Origin of the sequence: Epibacterium sp. Ofav1-8 (genome assembly GCF_022348185.1) — a bacterium.
Classification (GTDB): Bacteria; Pseudomonadota; Alphaproteobacteria; order Rhodobacterales; family Rhodobacteraceae; genus Epibacterium.
Window position 1 is genome coordinate 385,084 of the sequence record NZ_JAKRFD010000003.1, and the last position, 20,041, is coordinate 405,124.

Here is a 20,041-nt window from a genome sequence, read left to right on the forward strand (position 1 = left end):
ACGCATTTTCAGGAAATACCGGTCACATTTGTCATGAAGCAATTTCGATTCGGAGATGCTGAATGAGTATGGAACGACCGATCAACCAGCTGGACCGCAAAGGGTTCATGACTGGTTACCTTGACGCACTGGCGCTGGTGGAGAGACTTCACCGCCTGTTGCTTGACGTGATCAAGGATGAGTTTGAACGCGTGGGTGTCCTTGACATCAACGCGGTGCAGGCTCTGTTGCTGTTCAACATTGGCGACAATGAAGTGACCGCGGGCGAGTTGAAAACCCGTGGCTACTATCAGGGCAGCAACGTCAGCTACAACCTGAAGAAGCTGGTGGAGATGGGCTATATGCACCATCAGCGCTGCGAGATCGACCGCCGGTCGGTTCGTGTGCGCCTGACCCCCCGCGGCCGGGAAATCCGCGACATCGTTGCGTCGCTGTTCTCTCGCCATGCGGAGGGCCTGGAGACCAAAGGCGTGATCAGCGCCGAGGGGATCGAGGACATCACCGGCTCCCTCAAACGCATGGAGCGGTACTGGTCTGACCAGATTCGCTACATCTATTAAGCGCCGTTTTTCGGGCTATGAGGTCCGGGAAGCACAAGACAGGATATGCATCGTCGCCCCCTATCGCCACAGCCGGCACCGCCGGAGATAGCCATCTAGACCGGACGACCTCGCAAGACTGTCAACCCTGTCCAGCCAGCCGCAGCCAGCGGTGAGAAGGACGAGACGGGGGCGGTTGCAGAAGCAACCGAGGCACTGCCGATGCCGGAGAACTCGGCACTCTGTTAGATTAGACACGTATCACGTTGCATCCCATGAGGTCGGGATCGCTGCGACGGTGACCTTTGGGCCACCCGAGCAGACGTTGCCGCCAGGGGGCTGCTGTTGCGGATCGATCATCCCGCATCGCGCCGGGACCGATACCTGTGCGGATGTGTCCGGGAATGGGGGCAAGCCCCCGGAGCCCGGGTGCGCATAGGCTCCGACGGCGGGCACCATCGCAGGGCGGTTGGCGCAGATGTGGTATGGCCTTTCAGGCTCCCCCGGTGCAGGCCCGTCCTGCGCCGGGCGCCTTGGGTTTGGCACTCTGCGTTGGGCAACCTGTGATGAGTGGCCTGTGTTGAGTGGCCTGTGTTGAGTGGCCTGTGATGAGTGGCTTGTGATGCGTGGCCTGTGATGCAGTCCCTTTGGCGTGCAGCGGAGCAGTAACGAAAAAACCGCCCCCGAGCGTCGGGAGCGGTTGCACGCGCGCAGCCGTCGATGGCTTACCAGTGGCCGGTGTTTTCCATGCTGGCCCAGGGCTCGGCGGGGGCCAGCGCCTCACCCGCCTGGAGCAACTCGATGGAGATATTGTCCGGAGAGCGCACAAACGCCATGCGCCCGTCGCGCGGCGGGCGATTGATGGTGACGCCATTGTCCATCAGATGCTGGCACATCTCGTAGATGTTATCGACCTCATAGGCGAGGTGGCCGAAGTGACGGCTGTCGGAGGGCAATGCGTCGTCGCCATCCCAGTTCCAGGTCAGTTCGATCGGGGCCTCTTCCTGACCGGGAGGCGCCATGAAGATCAGCGAGAACCGCCCGCCTTCGCTGTCGTGGCGGCGGGTCTCCTTGAGCCCCAGAAGCGCATAGAACGCCATGGATTTCTCCAGGTCCTTCACGCGGACCATGGTGTGCAGATACTTGAGCGGCATGGGGATGTCCTTCTGTCCTGTGCCGGAGCACTCCGGCGTTGCCGCTCAACCTAAGCGCTGAAGCGCGAATGTCGAGGGCGCGCGGGTAAACTGCTTGGATCTCTTTCTGCGGCAGGCTATCACCGGAGGGCAAACAGGAGGCCCGCGCCATGCAGCAGTATCACGACGCCTTGCAGCATATCCTTGACCACGGGGTGGAGACGACAGATCGCACCGGCACCGGCACCCTGTCCTGTTTTGGCATGCAGCAGCGCTATGATCTGGCCGAGGGGTTTCCGCTGGTCACCACGAAAAAGCTGCACCTGCGCTCCATCATCCACGAACTGCTGTGGTTCCTGTCCGGGGACACCAATATCACCTATCTGAAAGATAACGGTGTTTCGATCTGGGATGAATGGGCGGATGAAAACGGCGACCTCGGGCCGGTCTACGGGCATCAGTGGCGCAAGTTTCCCCGGCTGGAGCTGGCTGAGGGCACGCTGGGGGATGAGCCGCTCTATCGTGCGGGCACCGTGGACCAGATCGCCGATCTGGTGGAGATGATCCGCACCAGCCCCGACAGCCGCCGCCTGATCGTGACCGCCTGGAACCCGGGTGATGTGCCCGATATGGCGCTGCCGCCCTGTCATACCCTGTGGCAGGTGCGCGTGTTGGGGGGCAAGCTGCATCTGCAACTCTATCAGCGCTCGGCCGACATGTTCCTGGGCGTGCCGTTCAACATCGCCTCCTATGCGCTGCTGCTGCAGATGCTGGCGCATGTGACCGGCTATGAGGTCGGCACCTTTGTGCACACGATGGGCGACGCCCATATCTATTCCAACCACATGGATCAGGTGGCGCTGCAACTGTCGCGCCGCCCCAAGGCCCTGCCGAAGCTGCGCATCACGCGGGAGGTCTCCTCGATCTTCGATTTCAAATACGAGGATTTCGAGGTCGTCGGCTATGCGCCCGATCCCACCATCAAGGCGCCGGTCGCGGTCTGACCGCATCGGCCAACTCACAGGCATGTCATGATTACACTCATCGTCGCCCGCGCCCGCAACGGGGCCATCGGCAAGGACAACGATATTCCCTGGCGCGCGCCGGAGGATCTGAAGGCGTTTCAGCGCGAGACCCTGGGCGGCGCCATCATCATGGGGCGCAACACCTGGGACAGCCTGCCGGTCAAACCATTGAAGAACCGGTTCAATATCGTGGTGTCCTCCGACCCCACGGTGGCGGAGACGGTGGTGCCGTCGATTGCGGAGGCGGTGGCGCTGGCGCGCGCTGCGGGCTATGCGCGGATCTATGGTATCGGCGGGTCCGGGATCTATCGCGGCATGCTGCCCATGGCGGACCGGCTGATGATCACCGAGGTCGATCTGGACATCGAAGAGGCGGATGCCTTCTTCCCGGACTTCGATCAGGCGCATTGGCGGCAGGCAGCAAGCCTGCCGCTGCGCGAGGACGCGCCGGCCTGCGTGCTGCGGGAATACCTGCGCGCCACGGGGTGAACGGGGGGCGCGGGCCCGGCGGTTCGCGCGTTTGACAGGACATCCCGAAACTGCGCCCAAGCCCCGAAGCCGCGGATCGGGCGCAGAGATGTTTTGGGGGAAGGGCGTTAGAGCGGGCGAATGTCGCCGGCCATTTGACGGCCGTCGCGGCCTTCGGTCAGCTCATATCCCACTTTCTGATTGTCAGCCAGGCCTGTCAGGCCCGAGCGTTCGACGGCGGAAATATGGACGAACACGTCCTTGCCGCCCTCATCGGGTTCAATAAAACCATAGCCCTTGGTGGTGTTGAACCATTTCACGGTGCCACTTGGCATGTCCCGTGTCTCCTTCTCACTTGCACTTCACTTTGAGCATGCTCAAAGTACCTTTCGTCCACAGGCACCGGACCCGATGGGCGGTGCCCGGGCTGCGGAGACCATGACCCTTGGTTAAAAAGGGCCATATTCAGTGTGGCACGCGGTTTTGAAAAATCAAAGGAAATCGGTGAGACTCTACCGTAAATTGTGTGAAACTTTCCTATCGAGCGGAGAACGGGAATGAAGCTCTATGGTCTGAAGACCTGCGATACGTGCCGTAAGGCGATGAAATCACTGCCAGATGCGGAGTTTGTCGATGTCCGTGTCAGCGGCGTTCCACAAGCGATTATTGAGCGGGCATTTGCTCAATTCCCGGATAAGTTGCTCAATACACGTTCAACCACATGGCGAAATCTGAGCGAGGAGGACCGGGCAAAACCGCCGTTGGCGCTGCTGGCGGAGCATCCGAGTCTGATGAAACGGCCGCTGATCGAGCAGGGCGACAACCTCTATCTTGGCTGGACGGCCGATGTAAAAACGGCGCTTGGGGTGGCCTGAACACGCGCCACGGATGGCACAAAAACGGCGCGCGCAGGGAGATCCGCGCGCGCCGTCATGTAGGGGGTGCGGTGGTCGGTCAGGGGGCGACATCTCCGTGCCGGCGGCGCAGCAGCGCATCCAGCGACAGGGCGCCCGCGCCCTTGACCACCAGGACCAACAGGACAAAGACCCACAGCAGCCGCTGGTCCATGATGACACTGTCGGACGCGCGGTCGAACCAGGCGCCCAGCGTCTTGGCATCGGTGGCGCCGTGGCCATAGACATCGGTCAGCGACTGCACCACCACAAAGCCGATCATGCCCAGGGCGGCCAGCCGGGTGGCCAGGCCCAGCACGATCAGCAGCGGCAGCAGGAATTCGGCGTAGGTTCCCGCCATCACCACCAGCCAGTGAAACAGCCCGAGTTGCGAGACGTCATAGCCCGCGGCCTCCAGCTGTTTGGGGAAAATTTGGCTGTAGGCGCCGATGGATGGGGAAAACAGCCCCAGAATGCCATCGCCCAGCTTGGTGAGGCCGGAATTCCAGTAGTAGATCAGCAGAACAGCGGCAAAGGTGAAGCGGGCAAGCAGCGGCATCAGCCAGTCGCCCGCGCGCTCGATCAGGTCGAAGACGGCGTTATGCAGAGAAATCAGGGCGTTCATGAGAAGTCCTATTGCGAGAGGTCGGTGAGGGCCAAGCCCTCGATCAGAAGCGCCAGCGGGGCGCTGAGGTCGAAATCGGGAAAATCACTTGTGACGGCCTCGGTCGCGGTGCCGAGGGTCTCGCCTGCCTGAAGTAGGGCAATCCACGCGGCCCCGCCGGGGGGCAGGGGCTGCGGGAGGGGGTCGAATTCGGGTCGGGTGATCAGCACATCCTGCGCACCCGGCTGTGGCTTGGGCGCGTCTGCGCGGGTGTTGTAGGCCCAGATCGCGTGGATCGGCCAGGCAGAGCGCACGACCGTCATCGCAGGGGCAAAGCCGAGACGGCTGGACAGCAGCGTGTCAGGCGGCAGCGTGCCGAGGTGCTGCGCGTCAAGCGGCGTCGCGTCGGCGGCGTGGTAGCTGCGGCGCAGGGCCAGTTCCAGCCGCGCCACATCGCCGAGATAGCCGAGGTGAGAGAGCTGTTCGAGACCTTCCAGGAAATCGGGAAAGCTGTCGCCATAGTGCATCATCAGCGGCGACGTCGGCGGATGCGCGCGCAGATAGAGCGCGGCGAGACCGTCCATGTTTTCCTGGCCCAGCAGCTTGGCAATGACGGGAAATCCCTGGTGCAGCGCCTCCGTCAGGGAGACGGCCACATTGTTGCGATAGACGCTGAAGCGCCGCCCGGCGGGCTGCTGCGCCCCATCCAGAAGACCGTCGGGCACCGGCAGGCGCGCATCGAGTATGGCGCGGGTGAACTGCTCCGCCCGTGACATCACGCGGCGACCTTCACGGCGTTCAAGGCGGCGGCGGCGCGGGCGGCCTCGGCCTCCAGAACCACCCAGTCGGGGACGTCGGTGTCCCATTCCACCAGGGTGGGCCGCGGGCCGGAGCGGGCCAGCGTATAGTCCAGCAGCGCCCAGACCGGATCGACCACCTCGGCGCCGTGGCTGTCGATCAACAGCGGGCGACCGTGGTCATCGGCGTCCTCGTCATGGCCGCCCAGATGGATTTCGCCCACCAGGTCAAGCGGGTAGGCATCGATGTAGTCCTGCGGGCGATAGCCGAGGTTGGTCGCAGAGACAAAGACGTTGTTGACGTCCAGCAGCAAGCCGCAGCCGGTGCGCCGGGCGATCTCGTGCAGGAAAGCGGGTTCTGCCCAGGTGCTTTCGGCAAAGGCGAGGTAGCTGGAGGGGTTCTCCAGCAGCATCTGGCGACCCAGGGTGTCCTGCACCTGGTCGATATGTGCGCAGACCCGGGCGAGCGTGTCGTCGGTATAGGGCAGCGGCAGCAGGTCGTTGTAGAAATGGCTGTCGTGGGTGGACCAGGCGAGATGTTCGGAAAAACTGGCCGGGTTCAGCCAGTCGACAAGATGCTTGAGCCGCGCCAGATGCGCGGGATCAAGCGGGGCCTCGCCGCCGATGGAGAGGCCGACGCCATGTACGGAAATCGGGAAGTGTTGCGACAGGTGGCGCAGCTGTGCCAGCGGTCTGCCGCCGTCGCCCATGTAGTTCTCTGCATGGATTTCCAGCCATTCGACCGTCCCCGGCGCGTCCAGGATGGCCTGGAAATGCTGTGGCTTGTAGCCAACACCGGCTGCGTCGGGCAGGCGGTTCGAACGGGGAGAGCGGTCAGGGCGGTCAAACATGGCAGAGCTTTCTCTGGTCGGTCTGGAATCCTGTCGGGTCGGGACGGGCGCAACATCGCCGATGCGCCCGTCGATGATGTCGGAGGCCGGTGCTTAGGCCGGCAGGTCGCGCTCCAGCGGCTCCAGCGAGCCCTGACGTTCGGAGCCATCCGCCATTGCGGGCAGGTCCATTTCGGTGCAGGTGCCCTTGTCCACCAGGGTCCAGGCGTTGCCCTGATAATCCACGGTGGAGGTGCCGGCACAGGTGGTGCCGGGACCTGCGGCGCAGTCATTCTGCCCGGCGAGCGAGACGCCATAGCATTTCTCCTTGGCCTGTGCGGCGGCCTGGGAGGTGGAGAGGGCGGTCAGTGCTGCGGCAACGGCGCCAGCAACGGCGAGGGTGTTCTTGGTGGTCGACATACGCGTGTCCTCCTGAAGTGATGAGCGTCGTCTTTGATGACACGGACACCCTAACCGGGGAGGATGGCGAAAAGAAACTCACGAGGGCGTGCCTCACGCCTGCGTCAGTCAATGTCAGCAAAGCGTTGCCAGCAAGTCGCTGTCTTTACGGTATTTTGGCCTTTTGTAACAAAACGGCCCCCGATCGGGGGCCGTTCGTTTCAGGACTGCGGGGAAATGTTACAGCAGGTCCGGCGGGGTCGCGGCGGTCGCCAGCTCCGCTGTAACATTTGCCAGGCTTTCGACCTTGGTCTGTTTCTCGCCGAGGCGGCGCACCGAAACCGTGCGCTCCTCGACCTCGCGGTGGCCGACGGCGAGAATGACCGGCACCTTGCCCACGGAGTGTTCGCGGACCTTGTAGTTGATCTTCTCGTTGCGGATGTCGGCCTCGGCCCGCACACCGGCGGCGCGCAGGGTTTCGACCACCTCGTTCACATAGTCATCGGCCTCCGAAGTGATCGAGGCGACAACCACCTGACGCGGCGCCAGCCAGAACGGCAGCTTGCCGGCGTGTTCCTCGATCAGGATGCCGATGAACCGCTCGAAACTGCCCAGGGTGGCGCGGTGCAGCATGAAGGGGCGATGCTTGGCGCCGTCCTGGCCGATATAGGTCGCATCCAGCCGTTCCGGCAGGTTCGGGTCCACCTGAAGGGTGCCGCATTGCCAGTTCCGCCCGATCGCATCGGTCAGGGTGAATTCCAGTTTAGGGCCGTAGAATGCGCCTTCGCCTTCGAGGAGTTCGTAGTCATAGCCCGCGGCCTTGCAGGCATCGCCCAGGGCCTTTTCCACAAAATCCCAGCTCTCGTCACTGCCGATGCGTTTTTCCGGCCGCGTGGAGAGTTTGATCGTCCAGTCGTGGAAGCCGAGGTCGGCATAGATCCTGGACAAGAACTCGATGAACCGGGCGGTTTCCGACTCGATCTGGTCTTCGGTGCAGAAGATGTGACCATCGTCCTGGGTGAACCCGCGTACGCGCATGATGCCATGCAGCGCCCCCGAGGGTTCGTAGCGCGCGCAGGAGCCGAATTCCGCCATGCGCAGCGGCAGGTCGCGATAGGATTTGAGACCCTGGTTGAACACCTGCACGTGGCAGGGGCAGTTCATCGGTTTCAGCGCGTTCACGGCCTTTTCGCGGGCGTGTTCTTCGTCGACCTCGACGATGAACATGTTCTCCTGGTATTTGTCCCAGTGACCCGAGGCCTCCCAAAGCTTGCGGTCCACCACCTGCGGGGTGTTGACCTCCACATAGCCGCCTTTGTCCTGCTGGCGACGCATATAGTCCTGCAAGGTGGTGTAGACCCGCCAGCCGTTGGGGTGCCAGAACACCTGACCGGGGGCCTCTTCCTGCATGTGGAACAGGTTCATCTCGCGGCCCAGCTTGCGGTGGTCGCGCTTGGCGGCCTCTTCCAGCATGGTCAGATGCGCCTTGAGCTTTTCCTTGCCGGTGAAGGCGACGCCGTAGATGCGCTGCAGCATGGCGCGATCGCTGTCGCCGCGCCAATAGGCACCTGCGATCGACATCAGTTTGAACGCGTCGCCGGGCACCTGGCCGGTGTGCTGCAGGTGCGGGCCGCGGCAGAGATCCTGCCAGTCGCCGTGCCAATACATGCGCAAGGGCTCGTCGCCGGGAATGGCGTCGATCAGCTCGACCTTATAGGGCTCGTTGTTGTCGGTGTAATATTGCACCGCCTTGGCACGGTCCCAGACCTCGGTGGTCACCGGCTCGCGCTTGTTGATGATCTCTTTCATCTTCTTTTCGATGGTGCCGAGATCTTCGGGCGTGAACGGTTCGGCGCGGTCGAAATCGTAGTACCAGCCGTTCTCAATGACCGGGCCGATGGTGACCTTGGTGTCGGGCCAGATCTCCTGCACCGCGCGCGCCATGATATGGGCGAGGTCGTGGCGGATGAGCTCATTGGCCTGCGCCTCGTCCTTCATGGTGTGGATGGCGATGGCGGCATCCTTGGTCACGGGCCATTGCAGGTCCCAGTGCTGACCGTCCACGGTGGCGGAAATGGCCTTTTTCGCAAGCGAGGTGGAGATGTCGGCGGCGACCTCAGCAGGGGTGATGCCTGCGTCATAGGAACGCGCGTTGCCATCGGGGAATGTAAGGGAGACTTGGGCCATTATCTTGGCTCTCCTCGTCGGTTTGGCGCCCACTGAACGCCCGGTTGCGGGTGATATGTGTGAGAGCTGTTTGGCCGAGGGGGGCGATGAGGTCAAGGTGGCGGGTGCAAAAAGGCGGGGGCTGTGGGCGAGGGGCGCTGCCCCTCGCGCTCCCCGGGATATTTTCGGAGAAGATGAAGGGGGCGGATTTGGCGAATCCGACATCCCGTGGCATGGGAAGAGGCGTAAAGGAATTTGGGAGACAGCCGATGGCGCCGCAGTATCTGGACACCGCTGAAGGACGACGCATTGCGTATCACAAGACAGAGGGGCAGGGGCCCTGCGTGGTGTTTCTGGGCGGATTGAAATCCGACATGGAGGGCACCAAGGCGCTGTTCCTGGAGGACTGGGCCAAGGCGCGTGGGCAGGCGTTCCTGCGGTTTGATTACTCCGGGCATGGCGAAAGCTCCGGCCAGTTCGAGGAGGGCTGCATCGGTGACTGGCACGAAGACACGCTGGCGGCGGTGGATGCCTTGACCGAGGGCGAGATCGTGCCGGTGGGGTCCTCCATGGGGGGCTGGCAGGCGCTGTTGCTGGCCAAGGCGCGGGAGGCACGGATCAGGGGGATGGTGACCATCGCCGCCGCCCCCGATTTCACCGAGGATGGCTATTGGGCCAATTTCACCGACGCGCAGAAGGCGGAACTGGACACCCGGGGCCGGGTGGAGTTGCCCAGCGACTATATGGAGCCCTATGTGGTGACCAAGCGGATGGTGGAAAACGGGCGCCAGAACCTGGTGCTGCGCAGCGATCTGGATCTGCCGTTCCCGGTGCGCTGCCTGCAAGGCACCGACGACTCGGCTGTATCGACCGAGACGGCGCTGCGGCTGCTGGATCACGCAAGCTGTGCGGATATGCGCCTGACACTGGTCAAGGACGCCGACCACCGGTTTTCCGACCCCGCCTGTCTGGAGCTGATCGCAGCGGCGGTTGCGGATGTCTGCGGTGACATGGAATAAATGTTCGCATTATGTTCCAGTTCAGGGTAAGGAGAGGGCGCGCCGTTGGAGGCGCGTCTTTTGTATTTGAGAGGATTGAAAGATGGAGCAACGAGTCAGTCTGATTACGCTGGGTGTGCCGGATGTGCAGGCGTCGGCGCGATTTTACGAAAGCCTGGGCTGGACGCGTGTTGAGAGCGAAGAAGGCATCATCGCGTTTGATCTGATTTCTCAAACGATCGGGCTTTATCCGCTGGAGAAACTGGCGGAGGATATGAACCTGCCCGTCGACGCGCTGGGGACCGGCGCGATGACGCTGAGCCATAACGTGCGGGCGGCGGACGAGGTGGCGCCGCTGATGGAGCGCGCGCGGGCCGCTGGTGCGGAAGTTTTGCGAGAGGCCGGGCCGGTGTTCTGGGGCGGCACTATCGGATATTTCCGGGCGCCGGACGGGCATATCTGGGAGATTGCGCACAACCCCTATGCGCCGCTGGCCGAGAATGGCGCCTTTCGCTGGAGCGGGTATTGAGGAAGTCACACATCCTTAACCAATTTTAGGCAAAGTAAAAAAGTCCTTGCTGCCCTGCACTTTGGGACGTGTAGTGAACCCAAGCGTCACAGATAGGCGCATGAAATACGGGCAGATATATATGAATGAACCAGCGCAGTTGTTGGCGCATCCTTTGGTGGTTGTGCCGGGATTCATGAGTGACGGACGGGTCTGGGAACCCCAGATCCGATTCCTGTCCCGCCATGTTCCGGTGACGGTTGCGCCGGTTCTCAATGCCGACCGGGTCGAGGATGTGGCCGCCTCGCTGCTGGTGCATATGCCGGAAAAATTCACGGTGATCGGGGCTGGGCTCGGCGGGTCCATCGCGATGGCGATGCTGGAAACCGCGCCCGAGCGTATCGCCGGGATCGGATTGATCGGATCGACGCCGCTGCCGGAAACCCCGGCCAAGGCGGCGGAGCGTGAACCCTGGATCATTCGGGCCCGCGCCGGGCGGTTGCGCGGCGTGATGGAGGAGGTGATACCGGCCGCGGCATTGGCGCCGGGGCCGTTGCGGCATCAGGTGATGGGACAGCTTGCCGATATGGCAGAGGATCTGGGCCCGGATGTTTTTGTGTCGCAAAGCCGGATGTTGCAGCGCCGGGCCGACCAGCAGGCCACATTGATGCGGGCGGAGCAGCCGGGGCTGGTGGTCTGCGGTGTGCATGACCAGATCATTCCGGTGAAGCGGCAGTTGTTTACAGCCGAACTGATGAGAAACGCCCGCATCGAAATGATCGAGGACGCGGGTCACCTGCCGTTGATGGAGCAGCCGGATCGGGTGTCGGCGATCCTGCACAACTGGATCGTGGGCGACCATGCGCAGCACCCCGTGTCTGAAGACCTCCTTGATCCCGTGCCGGAGCCGGTCTGGGTCAGTCGGCGATCCCGACGGCGCCCGGCGACTCCGACGCCCGCGCCGGATCCTTGTGCAGAGGTTTTCACCTCCGAGGAGGACGTCTTGCACCTGACGTCGGACTATCGCGCCAGCGCCTGATCACGGGTACCGGGTTTCGGCCGTCTGGGGTCTGCTGCGGGTCAGGGGCGTGTGGTCAGATCCTGACGCTCCGCCTTTGACAGCACCTGCGGCTTGGCGACGGGCGCGCCGCTGTCGAGATCGAACAACGGTGTCTGCCGCCAGCGCCCGGACACCCAGGCGGAGATCATCCGGCTGGCGAGTTTCATTGTCATACGTCCCGCGCCCTCATGCCGCGGTGGCTTTCCGGGCTGCGGCACAAAGGCCTGCGCCACCACTTTGCCCAGACGATCCGGGTCTGAGAACAGCGCGCTGCGCACGGCGATGAAGGGCAGCTTTGGCTTGCGCAGGCCGTTGAACAGCGGTGTGCCGCAACAGCCCGCATACCAGCGGTAGAGCCCCCGGGGCGACAATTGCAGGAGGCGCAGATGCTCCGCACCCTGATCGATCCTGACCATATCCGGCGCGAGTTGCAGCAGATCGACGCCGGTGCCCTTGGGATCGGGGCAGCCGTGGTAGAGTTCCACCGCGCGGCAATCCGCACAGTGACACAGGATACGGAAGCCCTGTTTGACCGCCGCCCCGGTGACATGCCCGCTGAGGCTGCCACAGGAACAGGCGAAAGGGAGCGTGTCGGCGCCGGACTGTTGCATGCCTACTCCGCGGCCGCCTTGGCGGATTTTGCAGTCGCCTTGCGCGCGGGTTTGCGGCTGTTGGCATCCATGAAGTCGATCACCAGCGGCCGGATGTTGTTGCGCCAGGACCGGCCGGCAAAGATGCCGTAGTGCCCGGCGCCGGGTTCCACATGGCTGGCCTTTTTCGAATCGGGCAGGCCGGTGCAGAGATCAAGCGCTGCAATACATTGACCGGGCGCGGAAATGTCATCCTTGGCCCCTTCGACGGTCTTGACCGCGACGTCGGTGATCTTGCCGATGTCGATCTTGTGGCCCTCGACGGTGAAGGCGTTCTTGGCGATTTCCCGGTTCTTGAAGACCCGCTCCACGGTGGAGAGATAGAATTCGGCCGGCATGTCCATCACCGCGAGATATTCATCGTAAAAGCGGTTGTGGGCGTCGTGGTCGGTGGCCTCGCCCCGGCTGACGCGCAGGATCTGCTCGGAAAACGCCTTGGAGTGGCGGTCCATGTTCATCGACATGAAGGACGCCAGTTGCAACAGGCCCGGATAGACCGCGCGGCCGACCCCCTTGTACTTGAAACCGACGCGCTGGATCATGGTCTGCTCCAGCTGGCCCATGGTGACGCGGTGGCCAAAGTCGGTGACATCGGTGGGCGTCGCATCCGGATCCACCGGGCCGCCGATCAGCGTCAGCGAGGAGGGCTGCGCCTTGGGGTCGATCTCGGCCAGATAGGCGGTGGCCGCCAGCGTCAGCGGCGCCGGCTGGCAGACCGCGACCACATGGGTGTCGGGGCCAAGCTCGCGCATGAAATCAACGAGGTAGAGGGTATAATCCTCGACATCGAATTTACCGGCAGAGACCGGAATGTCGCGGGCATTGTGCCAGTCTGTTACATAGACTTCGCAGTTCTCGATCAGGCTCTTGACGGTGGACCGCAGGAGGGTGGCGTAATGGCCGGACATCGGCGCAACAACCAGAACCTTGCGGGGCTGTTCGTCGCGGTCGGTGACGCGGAAATGGATCAGGTCGCCAAAGGGTTTCTCGACCACGGTGTCGACCTCGACCAGATGGTCCTTGCCATCGGCCAGGGTGGTGGCGTGAATGCCCCAGTCCGGTTTGGCCACCATGCGTTCAAAGCTGCGTTCGGTGACCTGGCCCCAGGCCGCCATCCAGCTCAGCATGGGATTGGGCAGGGCGGCGAAGGCGGGGTAGGAGGCCATGGACAGCGCCGTCGCGCCGAACCACTGGTTCGCGTTGCGAACCGTCTCCATCAGATCGTAGGACATCATGTAGCGCATGCGCGTCTCCTTGGCGGTGCTTTTCGTGCCGCGGTTTGAGCCCGATTTTGCCGGATCATCCCGGCGGATTCGGACCTTTGGTCGCTTTGCCGTAGAATGGCAGGGCAAGTATTCTGCACAGCAGAAAGATTAAGAGGGTTTCCTTAAGATGACAACAACCGACAAGGCTATTGAAGCAACCTCCGCGGAACAGATTGACCGGCTTAAGGAAAATCTGGAGCGCGTGGAGCAGCTGTCCAAGCGCCTGGTGGAGGTGCTGGCGCAGAAGAAGACCCACAACCCCGGATTGGACGCTCCGAATCAAGAGCTCTTTGCGCGTGCAGCATCGTCCTACTGGGCGGCGATGGCGCAGAACCCGTCCAAATTGCTGGAGCAGCAGGTGCAATACTGGGGCAAATCGGTGATGAATTTCGCCGAGGCGCAGCAGATGATGGCGCAGGCCCTGAGCGCCGAGGCGACCCCCCCCGAGGAGGAGGCGCAGGCGCGCCCGGCGGATCGCCGCTTTGGCAATCCGATGTGGGAGACCAACCCCTATTTCAAATATGTCCGCGACCAGTATCTGACCAATGCCGAGGCCATCCGCACTGCGGTGGAGGAGGTCGAGGATCTGGATGCGGTGGACCGGCGGCGGCTGAGCTATTTCGCCGATCAGATCATCAACATGATGGCGCCGACCAATTTCCTCGCCACCAATCCGGATGCGCTGGAAAAGGCGCTGGAGACCGACGGGCAGTCGTTGATCGACGGGCTGGAAAACCTGGTGGCGGATCTGGAGGCCAACGATGGCGAATTGATCGTGCGGCTGGCGGATGAAAGCGCCTTTGAGATCGGCCGCAACATTGCCACCACGCCGGGCGACGTGGTGTTCCGCAACCGGATGATGGAGCTGATCCAGTACCGGCCCACCACCGAGACCGTGCACGAGACCCCGATCGTCCTGTTCCCGCCCTGGATCAACAAGTTCTACATCCTCGACCTGAAGGAAAAGAACAGCCTGATCAAATGGATCACCGACCAGGGCTACAGCCTGTTTGTGGTGTCCTGGGTCAACCCGACCCATGATTATGCCGATGTGGGGATGGAAGACTATGTCGAAGAGGGCTTTCTGAAGGCCATCGAGGTGGTCAAGGACATCTGCGGGGTGAAGCAGGTCAATGCGGTGGGTTATTGCATTGCGGGCACCACGCTGAGCCTGACGCTGTCGCTGATGAAGCAGCGCGGCGACAAATCGGTCAAGTCGGCGACCTTCTTCACCGCGTTGACGGATTTCTCCGATCAGGGGGATTTCACGCCCTTCCTGCAAAATGACTTTGTCGATGCGATCGAGGAAGAGGTCGGCACCGATGGGGTCATGCCGCATTACATCATGGCGCGCACCTTTTCCTATCTGCGGGCCAATGACCTGGTCTATGGTCCAGCGATCCGCAGCTACATGATGGGCGAGACCCCGCCCGCGTTTGATTTGCTCTACTGGAACGGCGATGGCGCCAACCTGCCGGGCAAGATGGCGATCCAGTATCTGCGGGGCCTGTGTCAGGACAACCGCTTTGTCGGCGAGGGGTTCGAGCTGCTGGGGCACACGCTGCATGTGCGCGACGTGGATGTGCCGCTGATGGCGATCACCTGCGAGACCGATCACATCGCCGCCTGGAAGCAATGCTATCGCGGCGTGCAGCAGATGGGATCGCGCTCCAAGAGCTTCATCGTCAGCCAGTCCGGCCACATCGCCGGCATCGTCAACCCGGTCAACCGCAACAAATACGGCCATTACGTCAACAGCGACCTCAAGGGCGACGCGGAGGCCTGGCGGGCGGGGGCAACCTTTACCGAGGGGTCCTGGTGGCCCCGCTGGGAAGGCTGGTTGAAGAAACGCTCCGGCAAGCAGGTGCCCGCGCGCACCCCCGGCAGCGAGGCAGGCTATCCCGCGCTGGAGGCCGCCCCGGGTCAATACGTGCGCGCCAAGGCGAAGCTCTGACGTCGTGTCGCGGCGGGGCAGGGCGTTCCGTGAACGAAAGATAAAATTTCTGCAACGCAGCAAATTTCACTTGAAATGCTGCGCTGCGGCATGCATATTGTTGGCAACGGCGGGAGTGGCCCGCTCGGAACCCCACCGGCCCCGTGGCCGGGGACACGTAATCTAAGGAATGAGTACCATGGCCAAGACCCAAGATTTTTCCGCGATGATGAAAGACATGATGGCGTCCTTCCCGGTTGACACCTCCGCGATGGAAGATTTCTTCAAGAACACCGCCGCGCTGAACGAAAAGCTGTCCTCCGTGGCGCTGGACGCGGCTGAAAAGAACGCCGAGATCTCCTCCAAGTGGACCAAGGACACCCTGACCAAGATGGGTGAAATCTCCAAGGCGAAGGCAGAGCCTGCCGACTACGCAAAAGCCGCGACCGATTTCGCGTCCGCTTCTGCCGAGGTTGCAGCCGAGAACATGGCGGCCTTTGCCGAAGTGGCGAAAAAGGTTCAGATGGACACCGTCGAGCTGCTGATGGCGGCTGGCAAGGACATGTCCGAAGAAGCAAGCGCAGCCGTGAAGAAGGCCACCGAAGAGGTCTCCACCGCTGCCAAGAAAGCCGCTGCTGCCAAGTAAACGCCGCACGGAACGTCCGGGGGCCTGTTCAGCTCTCCTCCCAACCAACGGGACCCCGAAGAAAAGGGCAGGCCGCGCGCCTGCCCTTTTGTGTGTCGGGTCTGCTTATGTGCTGGGCCTGCTTGTGTGTCGGGCCTGCCTGCAGGCCCAGGGCCCCGGCGGGAGCGGAACGGAGGGGGCTGGCGGGTGCGGCGGCGGCGCAATTTTGCATCTGCAGAAGCCGCATCGGTCCTGCCGCGCGGACCCTGCGGCATCTCCTTTTGCTTTCAGCACTTTCTTTTTGTCAGCGGCTCGCCTAGGATTTTCTGCAACGCGCAGATTTCCCGGGGAGAAGAGAATGGCGGAACAGGATAAGCCTCTGCTCATCAAACGCTATGCCAGCCGCAGGCTCTACAACACCGAGACCAGCGATTATGTGACGCTGGAAGATATCGCGGGCTTTATCCGCGACGGGCGCGAGGTGCAGATCCTCGACCTGAAGACCGGCGATGACCTGACCCGCCAGTACCTGCTGCAGATCATTGCGGAACACGAGAGCCGGGGCGAAAACGTGCTGCCGGTCAATGTGCTAAACGATCTGGTGCGCAGCTATATGGTCCCCGGTGGCGGGGTGATGCCGCAGTTCTTGCAGGCGTCATTCGACATGCTGCGCGACAGCCAGTCGAAGATGATGGAGAATATGAACGCCATGAACCCGATGGCGCAGATCCCCGGGTTCGAGGCGATGAAAGCCCAGCAAGAAGCGTTCCTGAAAGCGATGACCGGCGGCTTTGGCGGCGGCTGGACCGGCGGCGGCGAAGAAGGCAGTGGAGCAGAGGGCGAAGAAGATCTAGACGCCATCAAACGCCAGTTGGCGGAGTTGCAGGAAAAGCTCTCCAAACTCAGCTAAGCGATAGATTGCGACCTGCGATCAGAAGGCCCCGGATCATCCGGGGCTTTTTTAGTGGCTCGGTGAAATCCGGGAGGAGGGCAGCGCGCCGCAGGCGCGCTGCCCGGCCCAAGGGCCAGTTGGGCATCTTTGATGCCTAACTGGTGCGCGGGAGCGCTCCCGCCCAGCGGCGCCACATCAAGATGTGGCGCCGCCAGTTGGGCCGAGCGCCGCGCTGACGCGCGGCGGGGGCAGGCGGCACTGGCATGTCCAAAAAGAAAGGGCCGCATCTTCACGCGACTCTGAGGAATTTGAAAGGCTGACCGATCGGTCAGGCCGCCGCAGCGCGGGCCATGGTTTCCTCGACCGAGGACAAAAGGATCTGTGCAATCACATCCAGCTCCTCCTGCGTCAGCCGCACCGGCAGGCGCACATCGCAGGCGCGCATCAGCATGGCGCGGGTTTCGGGCAGCTCTGGCAGATCCTTCAGGAACTGCCAGTTCCAGAACGCACGAGCATTGTCGGTGGAGCGGCCAAAGATCTGGACCTTCACACCTTTGTCTGCGGTGGCCTGCGCAAAGGCTTCGATCTGCGCATCCTCCATGCCGACCAGATTGAACTGGATTGAATCCGGGGCGCGCCGTTCTGGCGCCAGGGGGGCGGGGACGTGGAAATTGGCATGCGCATTCAGTTTCGCGGCGACATAGTCGTGGTTCTTCAGACCATCCGCGACCCGGCGCGCGAGCTCCGGGATCTGGGGGCGAATGACCGCGGCCGAGAGGTTGCTCATTCGCAGGTTATAAAGCGGCAACAGGTTCTGCCAGCGGCCAAAAGCCTCTGCCAGCGCGGTGCCATTGTCGCCGCGGGCGGGTTTGTGTTTCTGCCAGTTGTGCTCATAAGCGCCGGACATGATCACCGCACGCGCCACCACATCGGCGTCATTGGTGACCAGAATACCGCCTTCGCCGGCGTTCAGCATCTTGTAGGATTGGAACGAGAAACACCCGACCTTGCCAAGCGTGCCGATATTGCGCTCATGCCATGTGGTGCCGAGCGAATGGGCCGCGTCCTCGACCACGGGGATGTCACGCGCCTCACAGAGCGCCATGATCGCATCCATATCCGAGGTATGTCCGCGCATGTGTGAGATGATCACCGCCGCGATGTCCTGATCAAGCTTGGCCTCAAAGTCGGCCATATTGATGCGGTAGTTTTCGCCCACCTCACAGAGCACCGGCACGCAGTCTGCATGCACCACCGACGATGGCACCGCCGCAAAGGTAAAGCCGGGGATCAAGACCCGCGCATCCCGGGGCAGGTCCAGCGCCTTGAGCGACAAAAACAGCGCCGCCGAGCAGGACGACACCGCCAGCGCGTATTTGGAGCCCAAAAGCTCGGCAAACTCGGTCTCAAGCAGCGACACCGGCGCATCCTGCGGCGCGGTATAGCGAAACAGATCGCCTGATTGCATCAAAGCCTCGATCGCGTCACGCGCCGCCTCAGGGATTGGCTCGCCCTGATGCACATTTGGAACCTCGGTGTTCGGGACTTGGGGAGAGGATGCCTGCTTCATATTTCAAAATCCTGAATTTACCTTTTCAAAATTATAAAACAACGGCGCACAGAAGCCAAGGATTCCCCTGTCCTCAGAGGGTTATCAGGGGGGCGTTGGCAGGAATTTCACGAAACTGTTGCCTTCAGGCAGGGCTTTTTGCCCTCAGAGAGCGGCAGACAGCCCGCAGAGCAAAAAAGCGGATTCGCTGATTTCAGGTCTGCTTCATCTTTTCAGAAATACCTCGGGGGTCCCCGGGGGCAGAGCCCCCGAGCATACAAAACTGTGGGCAGAGCCCCCGGACATTTAAAACAGTGGGCGGAGCCCCGAGTATCTAAAACTGCGGGTAAGGCTCCGCGACAGGCCGGATCAGATCCCAAGCCGGTCGCGCAGCGAAAACCACGTCATTGCCAGCACCAGCAGCGGCGAGCGCATACGGGCGCCGCCCGGAAACGGCGTGGTGGGAATGCGGGCCATGGTGTTGAACCCGTCGCTTTGACCTGCAACGGCCTCGGCCATCAGACGGCCCGCGTGGGTGGCGGTGCCGACCCCATGCCCGGAATAGCCAGAGGCCGACAGGATGCGCGGCGAGACCCGTGCCAGATAGGGCAGCCGTTTCATGGTAATGCCAAGAGTGCCGCCCCATGCGTAGTCGATCTTTACATCGCGAAGATGCGGGAAGATCTCGCTCATGGGGCCGCGCACCTTGGCGGCAATATCGCTGGGAAAGCGGTAGCCGTAGCTCTCGCCGCCGCCAAACAACAGCCGCTTGTCATGGCTGAGGCGGAAGTAATTCACCACAAATTTGCTGTCCGCCACCGCCACATCACGGGCCAGAACCTGCGCGGCGGCATCGCCCAGAGGCTCGGTTGCGGCGACAAAATTGTTGATCGGCATCACCCGTGCGGCGACCTGTTCGTTCAGGCCGCCAAGATAGCCATTACAGGCGAGGATCAAATGATCGGCGCGCACGGTGCCCTCGCCGGTGCGCACCTCGACCTGTGGGCCGTCCTCGATGGCAAAGACTTCGCTACGCTCATAAATCTGCGCGCCTGCGGCGGTTGTTGCTCGGGCCAGACCGAGGGCAAAATTCAGCGGATGCAGATGCCCGGCACCATGGTCCAGAATGCCACCCTTATAGGCGGGTGAGGGGCACATGGCATGACAGGCGTCTTGATCCAGAATCTCAATCTGATCATAGCCATAGCGGTCTTGCAGATGGTAGCCATAGTCATGCAGATGTCGCACGTCCCGCGCGCTCTCGGCGGTCCAGGCGACGCCCGGTTTCAGGTGGCAGTCGATCTGATGCCTGGCGATCAGGGATTTCACCAGATCCTTGGCCTCTTCGCCTAAGGCCCAGAGGTGGGTGGCATCCTGTTGCCCCACCATTTTTTCCAGCGCTTCCTGGTCCTGACGCTGGCCGGAGCCAAGCTGGCCACCGTTGCGCCCGGAGGCGCCAAAGCCCACCCGCTGCGCATCCAGCAGCACCACCGAGCGCCCCGTCTCGGCCAGATGCAGCGCTGCGGAAAGCCCCGTGTAACCCGCGCCCACAATGCAGACATCCGCCCGCACCCCGCCCGACAGCGAGGGATAGTGCACCCCCGGCGTCGCGGTGGCGGCATACCAGCTTTGGGGGTATTTGCCAGGGCGGTCGTTTGCGTGCAGAAGGTTCAGCGCCATCGGGTCGGCCTCATGGGTCTGCCACCC

The 20,041-nt window shown here is 62.5% G+C and carries 21 protein-coding genes; 10 read left to right on the plus strand and 11 right to left on the minus strand.

Going from position 1 to position 20,041, the window contains the following annotated elements:
- Positions 1–62 precede the first annotated feature (62 nt).
- Positions 63–560, plus strand: a complete 498-nt coding sequence (locus MHM97_RS07130) for a MarR family winged helix-turn-helix transcriptional regulator (RefSeq protein WP_239321245.1) — start codon at positions 63–65, stop codon at positions 558–560.
- A 704-nt stretch (positions 561–1,264) separates the two neighbouring features.
- Here MHM97_RS07130 and MHM97_RS07135 read toward each other — a convergent pair.
- Entirely contained in the window at positions 1,265–1,693 is a 429-nt protein-coding gene (locus MHM97_RS07135; protein ID WP_239321247.1) for a VOC family protein, read from the minus strand.
- A 149-nt stretch (positions 1,694–1,842) separates the two neighbouring features.
- On the opposite strand from MHM97_RS07135, the gene MHM97_RS07140 reads away from it, so the two are divergent.
- On the plus strand, positions 1,843–2,676 hold the full coding sequence (locus tag MHM97_RS07140) for a thymidylate synthase (RefSeq protein ID WP_239321250.1): 834 nt from the start codon (positions 1,843–1,845) through the stop codon (positions 2,674–2,676).
- Between the two features lie 27 nt (positions 2,677–2,703).
- Positions 2,704–3,186 carry a dihydrofolate reductase gene (locus MHM97_RS07145; protein WP_239321252.1) on the plus strand — a complete coding sequence of 161 codons (483 nt, stop codon included), beginning with the start codon at positions 2,704–2,706 and terminating at the stop codon, positions 3,184–3,186.
- A gap of 107 nt (positions 3,187–3,293) precedes the next feature.
- Here the strand turns inward: MHM97_RS07145 and MHM97_RS07150 are convergent, their stop codons facing one another.
- Positions 3,294–3,500 (minus strand): cold-shock protein, encoded by a 207-nt coding sequence (locus MHM97_RS07150; protein ID WP_239321255.1) that lies wholly within the window; start codon positions 3,498–3,500, stop codon positions 3,294–3,296.
- 222 nt (positions 3,501–3,722) lie between these two features.
- Between MHM97_RS07150 and MHM97_RS07155 the strand changes: the two genes are divergently transcribed.
- Complete coding sequence (locus MHM97_RS07155; protein WP_239321258.1) at positions 3,723–4,040, plus strand: ArsC/Spx/MgsR family protein; 318 nt, start codon at positions 3,723–3,725, stop codon at positions 4,038–4,040.
- Between the two features lie 79 nt (positions 4,041–4,119).
- On the opposite strand, the gene MHM97_RS07160 is transcribed toward MHM97_RS07155, so the two are convergent.
- From MHM97_RS07160 to thrS, 5 genes are all read right to left on the minus strand, one after another.
- The gene (locus MHM97_RS07160; protein WP_239321260.1) at positions 4,120–4,683 is read right to left on the minus strand and encodes a DoxX family membrane protein; all 564 of its coding nucleotides are present in this window, start codon (positions 4,681–4,683) and stop codon (positions 4,120–4,122) included.
- Between the two features lie 8 nt (positions 4,684–4,691).
- Positions 4,692–5,438: an HvfC/BufC N-terminal domain-containing protein gene (locus MHM97_RS07165; protein ID WP_239321263.1), complete on the minus strand. Its 747-nt coding sequence runs from the start codon at positions 5,436–5,438 to the stop codon at positions 4,692–4,694.
- On the minus strand, positions 5,438–6,310 hold the full coding sequence (gene bufB, locus MHM97_RS07170) for an MNIO family bufferin maturase (RefSeq protein ID WP_239321266.1): 873 nt from the start codon (positions 6,308–6,310) through the stop codon (positions 5,438–5,440). The genes MHM97_RS07165 and bufB overlap by 1 nt, the downstream gene beginning before the upstream one ends.
- Positions 6,311–6,403: 93 nt before the next feature.
- Positions 6,404–6,709, minus strand: coding sequence for a BufA1 family periplasmic bufferin-type metallophore (locus MHM97_RS07175; RefSeq protein ID WP_239321269.1), 306 nt, complete (start codon positions 6,707–6,709; stop codon positions 6,404–6,406).
- Positions 6,710–6,928: 219 nt separating this feature from the next.
- Positions 6,929–8,875: a threonine--tRNA ligase gene (gene thrS / locus MHM97_RS07180; protein WP_239321272.1), complete on the minus strand. Its 1,947-nt coding sequence runs from the start codon at positions 8,873–8,875 to the stop codon at positions 6,929–6,931.
- A 248-nt stretch (positions 8,876–9,123) separates the two neighbouring features.
- On the opposite strand from thrS, the gene MHM97_RS07185 reads away from it, so the two are divergent.
- The 3 genes from MHM97_RS07185 to MHM97_RS07195 all read left to right on the plus strand — a co-directional run bounded on the left by MHM97_RS07185 (position 9,124) and on the right by MHM97_RS07195 (position 11,399).
- Positions 9,124–9,873 carry an alpha/beta hydrolase gene (locus tag MHM97_RS07185; RefSeq protein ID WP_239321275.1) on the plus strand — a complete coding sequence of 250 codons (750 nt, stop codon included), beginning with the start codon at positions 9,124–9,126 and terminating at the stop codon, positions 9,871–9,873.
- A gap of 82 nt (positions 9,874–9,955) precedes the next feature.
- Positions 9,956–10,381, plus strand: coding sequence for a VOC family protein (locus MHM97_RS07190; RefSeq protein ID WP_239321278.1), 426 nt, complete (start codon positions 9,956–9,958; stop codon positions 10,379–10,381).
- A gap of 121 nt (positions 10,382–10,502) precedes the next feature.
- Positions 10,503–11,399: an alpha/beta fold hydrolase gene (locus tag MHM97_RS07195; protein ID WP_239321280.1), complete on the plus strand. Its 897-nt coding sequence runs from the start codon at positions 10,503–10,505 to the stop codon at positions 11,397–11,399.
- Between the two features lie 41 nt (positions 11,400–11,440).
- Here MHM97_RS07195 and MHM97_RS07200 read toward each other — a convergent pair whose 3' ends face one another.
- On the minus strand, positions 11,441–12,031 hold the full coding sequence (locus MHM97_RS07200; RefSeq protein WP_239321283.1) for a DUF6151 family protein: 591 nt from the start codon (positions 12,029–12,031) through the stop codon (positions 11,441–11,443).
- Positions 12,032–12,033: 2 nt separating this feature from the next.
- Positions 12,034–13,314, minus strand: a complete 1,281-nt coding sequence (gene phaZ, locus MHM97_RS07205; protein WP_239321286.1) for a polyhydroxyalkanoate depolymerase — start codon at positions 13,312–13,314, stop codon at positions 12,034–12,036.
- 148 nt (positions 13,315–13,462) lie between these two features.
- Here phaZ and MHM97_RS07210 point away from each other — a divergent pair, with 148 nt between their 5' ends.
- From MHM97_RS07210 to phaR, 3 genes are all read left to right on the plus strand, one after another.
- Complete coding sequence (locus MHM97_RS07210) at positions 13,463–15,289, plus strand: PHA/PHB synthase family protein (protein ID WP_239321289.1); 1,827 nt, start codon at positions 13,463–13,465, stop codon at positions 15,287–15,289.
- 178 nt (positions 15,290–15,467) lie between these two features.
- Entirely contained in the window at positions 15,468–15,914 is a 447-nt protein-coding gene (locus MHM97_RS07215) for a phasin family protein (RefSeq protein WP_239321291.1), read from the plus strand.
- Positions 15,915–16,251: 337 nt separating this feature from the next.
- A complete protein-coding gene (phaR, locus tag MHM97_RS07220) occupies positions 16,252–16,803 on the plus strand; it encodes a polyhydroxyalkanoate synthesis repressor PhaR (protein ID WP_239321294.1) in 552 nt (183 codons plus the stop codon).
- Positions 16,804–17,113: 310 nt separating this feature from the next.
- Here phaR and MHM97_RS07225 read toward each other — a convergent pair whose 3' ends face one another.
- Together MHM97_RS07225 and MHM97_RS07230 are read right to left on the minus strand one after the other, a co-directional pair.
- On the minus strand, positions 17,114–18,355 hold the full coding sequence (locus MHM97_RS07225; protein WP_239321297.1) for a DegT/DnrJ/EryC1/StrS family aminotransferase: 1,242 nt from the start codon (positions 18,353–18,355) through the stop codon (positions 17,114–17,116).
- A gap of 348 nt (positions 18,356–18,703) precedes the next feature.
- Positions 18,704–20,014: an NAD(P)/FAD-dependent oxidoreductase gene (locus tag MHM97_RS07230; RefSeq protein WP_239321420.1), complete on the minus strand. Its 1,311-nt coding sequence runs from the start codon at positions 20,012–20,014 to the stop codon at positions 18,704–18,706.
- Between the last annotated feature and the right edge of the window lie 27 nt (positions 20,015–20,041).